Raw genomic sequence first — 3557 nt, 5'->3', positions numbered from 1 at the left:
GGGTCAGCGATTCCAGATCCTGGCGGATGTTCTTCGGCCAATCTTCGGCATGTAAATGTCTTAGGCACAAAAAGGTGCGCGATCCCCATAGGGGTTGGAGGTCTTTCCAGTAATGGACTACGCCTTCTTTGAGAGATTGCTCTTTTTCCTGGCGAGTTATACAGAGAGAGCACGCTGTTCTTCCCCGGTGGGAATCTTCAAGATATGCCTTGGTCAGGTCGGCGTAAAGAATGGCAATGCCCAGAACGGATGGCCGTAGCCGGTAAATCAGCCGGACATGGTCAGGACAAAATCCTCCCTGCCGGCGAAGCGAATCCCTGATGGAGGGATCGGTGATATTTTCGTAAAAAAGCGTGTTTAGATACCTTTCCTCGAAACCTCGTTCCATCCGGCATAGAAAACAGCCGGACCGGGAGATGTTTTCCTGGAGATCATGCCAACGTGCGTCTGTTTTCCTATTCAAGACGCACTTACCTGATGTCTGTCCATCGCTTTTATGTTTTTCGTCCTCTACCGGGAGTCTTCAATGGATTGTAGCAGAGCCTTTCGGAGAGGGCAAGGGAATTGAATGTTACGGCTTTCGGGGACCGGCTTTGGAGAATGTTGTTCCGATACCTGGCTTTTTTGTTGCGCAATAAGCTTCTTGCTGGTATTCTTGAATTAGATGTGAAGGTTGATTTGGATAATCCCGCTGCGGTGTGTTCCGGACAACAGTGGGACGATAAGGCTGAGCGCTAAGGACGTTTTTCCACTTTCATACACCGGCTCGTCTTCACATCTTTGCACTAATATTATGACTGGGGAGGTTAAATGATGACACAGGTCAAGACATCAGGCGATATACCGAAAAAGATGAAAGCCGTGGTAGACTATAAACCGGGTGATTTCCGGCTGGAAGAAGTGAATGTTCCCCAGGTCGGGCCGGGTGAAGTCTTGATCAAGGTAGGAGGATGTGGAATCTGTATCGGTGATGTCAAGGCGTTTCATGGTGCAGCCCGGATCTGGGGTGGAGATGGCCAGCCTCGTTACATCGACCCGCCGGTGATTCCCGGTCACGAGTTTTACGGACAAGTCGTGGCCCTGGGAGAAGGTGCTGAGGAAATTCATGGGCTTTCCCTGGGTGACTGGGCCACTTCCGAACAGATCGTTCCTTGTGGGGCATGCCGGTTCTGTCGAAGAGGTGAGTACTGGATGTGTGAGCCTCACGCGATTTTTGGATTCAAGAAGGGGATCGCCGACGGGGGTTTCGCCGAGTACATGAAATGGAATGCCATGACCCGAAACCACAAACTGCCGGAGGGGTTTCCTCTGAAGATCGCTCCGTATATCGAACCCTTGGGCTGTGGGATTCACGCTGTGGACCGGGCAAATATACAATTGGACGATGTGGTGGTAATCGCCGGGATGGGTACTTTGGGTTTGGGAATGCTCCAAACCGCCCGGATGAAAAATCCCAAATTATTGATTGCAGTTGATCTCAAGCCGAACCGGCTAAGTCTGGCGAAAAGCCTTGGTGCGGATCTGGTGATGAATCCAGCTACAGATGACGTTGTCAGCCAGGTCAAGGATCTGACCGAGGGGTACGGATGTGACGTGTACATTCAAGCCAGCGGCCATCCCAAGGGGACCATTCAGGGTTTGCAGATGATCAGGCGGCTGGGCCGGTTCGTAGAGTTCAGTGTTTATAACGAACCGGTCACAGTGGACTGGAGCATTATCGGTGACGTGAAGGAACTGGATATTTTAGGTGCCCACCTCAGCCCCTACGCCTATCCGACAGCTATCCGTTTTCTCCACGAAGGGAAAGTAAAGGCCGATCACATCATTACCCAGGAACTTCCATTGGAGGACTATATGAAGGGACTCGAAATGATGGAAAAGGGAGACGAAGCCATCAAGGTGCTGCTGAAGCCATAATTGCGCGTATGCATAGAGGTTGAGAAGAATTTCAAAGTTGTGTTGGGTTGGAGATATTGAGTAAAAGCTGAAAGATGCCGTGAAAAGAGCCCGGGCTCTTTTCACGGCATCTTTCATTCAGGTGACACGATATCATCAGTCCAGGACTGAGATGAGCAGACAGGAGACAACCCACAACGAGCAGGCTGCGGATCGCTCTGTAGTCGGCGAATGGTTCCTATTTATCACTTTGGCCATACTTCCACCTGCAATGTGTTGTTTCGTTGGTTTTTTCATTCGTTAGACAGCGCTTGATGAGAACCGTGTTTCAGCCTGAACGCTCCCTCCGTCGTTTAGCGGTAGTTTTTCCCCGCCGATCGGTGGGCGGAGCAATCGTCGGTGATGCTTCTTGATCTTTACGGGGCCACATCCGCCAAACGAACAATAGGATCGGCAACGTAGCTACCTGGGCGGCGGTGAAAAACCCCATACCCCATGAGCGGTTTAAATACACAGCTATGACCAGAGGCATATCCCGGATGGTTTCTTCCAGGAGTCCCCTTAGTATCTGGTGGTAAAAGACAAAAGACCAGAACTGGTAACCGATCGGCAAACGGTAGCGGTCAAGATAGAAATAGCGGATAAAGAGAAAGATTCCGATGCCGATACCGACAGACTGTGCCGGCCAGCGTCCGAAGGAAAAATCCGTAGGGCGGCCGAGTATTTCCTGATTGATGATATTGGCCACCCGGATCAGGGAATATCCCAGGCCTAAACCCGGGACAGCCAGATCCGCCACCAGGTTGAAGGAGATTCGAACTCGAAAACGAAGATACCACCAAGCTGCCGCCACTCCACCCAACAGTCCGCCGTGCCAGGCCAATCCTCCCTCATAGACTTTGAAGATCTGAACCGGTTTTCGCCAGAACCAGTCGGGGTGATTGGCGGCGACAAAAACCAGCCGGGCACCGATCAGCCCACAGATGACCGCCAAAAAACTCATCGTCAAAAGGGCCTCTTCTTTGATGCCGAGTGATTTACCTTTTCTCAGCAGATACCAGATGGCCAGGAATATGGACAAAGCCATGGCCACCCCATACCAGCGGATGGTGAGAGGTCCGATACTGAAAGCGACCGGGTTGAAACCGCCTTGCATCATCACTGACACGCTCCTTTTGCTATAGGACTATTTGGCGATAGCCCTCCCCACTTTTCTCTTCTACCTGTTTGGCGAAGAAATGTTATCTTATTGTACCGGAAAGCAGACGAAAGAACAGTGGGAAAGATACTGGCATATCGTACCGGTCATATTGTAAGCAGTTTTGTTTTTCTTGACAAAGTTCCTCGAAAAATGATAAATTTATGTAAATTTACATATAAACTGATTTTGGAAGGAGGATTTTCTTTGAAAAACGCATTGTTTGTCGGTATTATACTCGGGAGCTACCCTCAAAACTTATGTATAGCCAAATAAAAACCGGTGGCGTATCCTAAGGTGAAGTTCCTATGAAGAAATCACCTCGCTCCCCCGAAGAGAAGACAGGCCATGAGTAAAGCAAAGCCCGTTACCGAGGAATGGTCAAAGGAACCGAACCAAACCGATGGAAGAACTGATCCCCTGGCTCTACCTGTCCATTTGGCGGAAACAGGACCCCTCCCGG

Annotated in this window: 4 protein-coding genes; 2 read left to right on the top strand and 2 right to left on the bottom strand. The window is 50.4% G+C overall.

The annotated features are described in order from the left end of the window. Positions 1-463: DUF6062 family protein (locus VLH40_05950; GenBank protein HSV31546.1), on the bottom strand; the 463-nt coding region annotated here is incomplete at its 3' end. A 101-nt stretch (positions 464-564) separates the two neighbouring features. Here VLH40_05950 and VLH40_05945 point away from each other — a divergent pair. Both VLH40_05945 and VLH40_05940 read left to right on the top strand, forming a co-directional pair. Then, positions 565-738: a hypothetical protein gene (locus VLH40_05945; GenBank protein HSV31545.1), complete on the top strand. Its 174-nt coding sequence runs from the start codon at positions 565-567 to the stop codon at positions 736-738. 72 nt (positions 739-810) lie between these two features. Beyond that, positions 811-1917: an alcohol dehydrogenase catalytic domain-containing protein gene (locus VLH40_05940; protein ID HSV31544.1), complete on the top strand. Its 1107-nt coding sequence runs from the start codon at positions 811-813 to the stop codon at positions 1915-1917. Between the two features lie 307 nt (positions 1918-2224). Here VLH40_05940 and VLH40_05935 read toward each other — a convergent pair whose 3' ends face one another. Next, positions 2225-3055 carry a prolipoprotein diacylglyceryl transferase gene (locus VLH40_05935; GenBank protein ID HSV31543.1) on the bottom strand — a complete coding sequence of 277 codons (831 nt, stop codon included), beginning with the start codon at positions 3053-3055 and terminating at the stop codon, positions 2225-2227. Between the last annotated feature and the right edge of the window lie 502 nt (positions 3056-3557).

It is taken from the genome of Atribacteraceae bacterium (genome assembly GCA_035477455.1).
Classification (GTDB): Bacteria; Atribacterota; Atribacteria; order Atribacterales; family Atribacteraceae; genus DATIKP01.
The sequence above is the reverse complement of the archived record's forward strand: the minus strand, read 5'-3'. Positions and strand labels throughout refer to the sequence as shown.

Excerpts from the sequence above, each read along its gene's own strand:
- VLH40_05935 (HSV31543.1), bottom strand. The coding sequence starts at position 3,055 with ATGATGCAAGGCGGTTTCAACCCGGTCGCTTTCAGTATCGGACCTCTC.
- VLH40_05940 (HSV31544.1), top strand. The coding sequence starts at position 811 with ATGATGACACAGGTCAAGACATCAGGCGATATACCGAAAAAGATGAAA.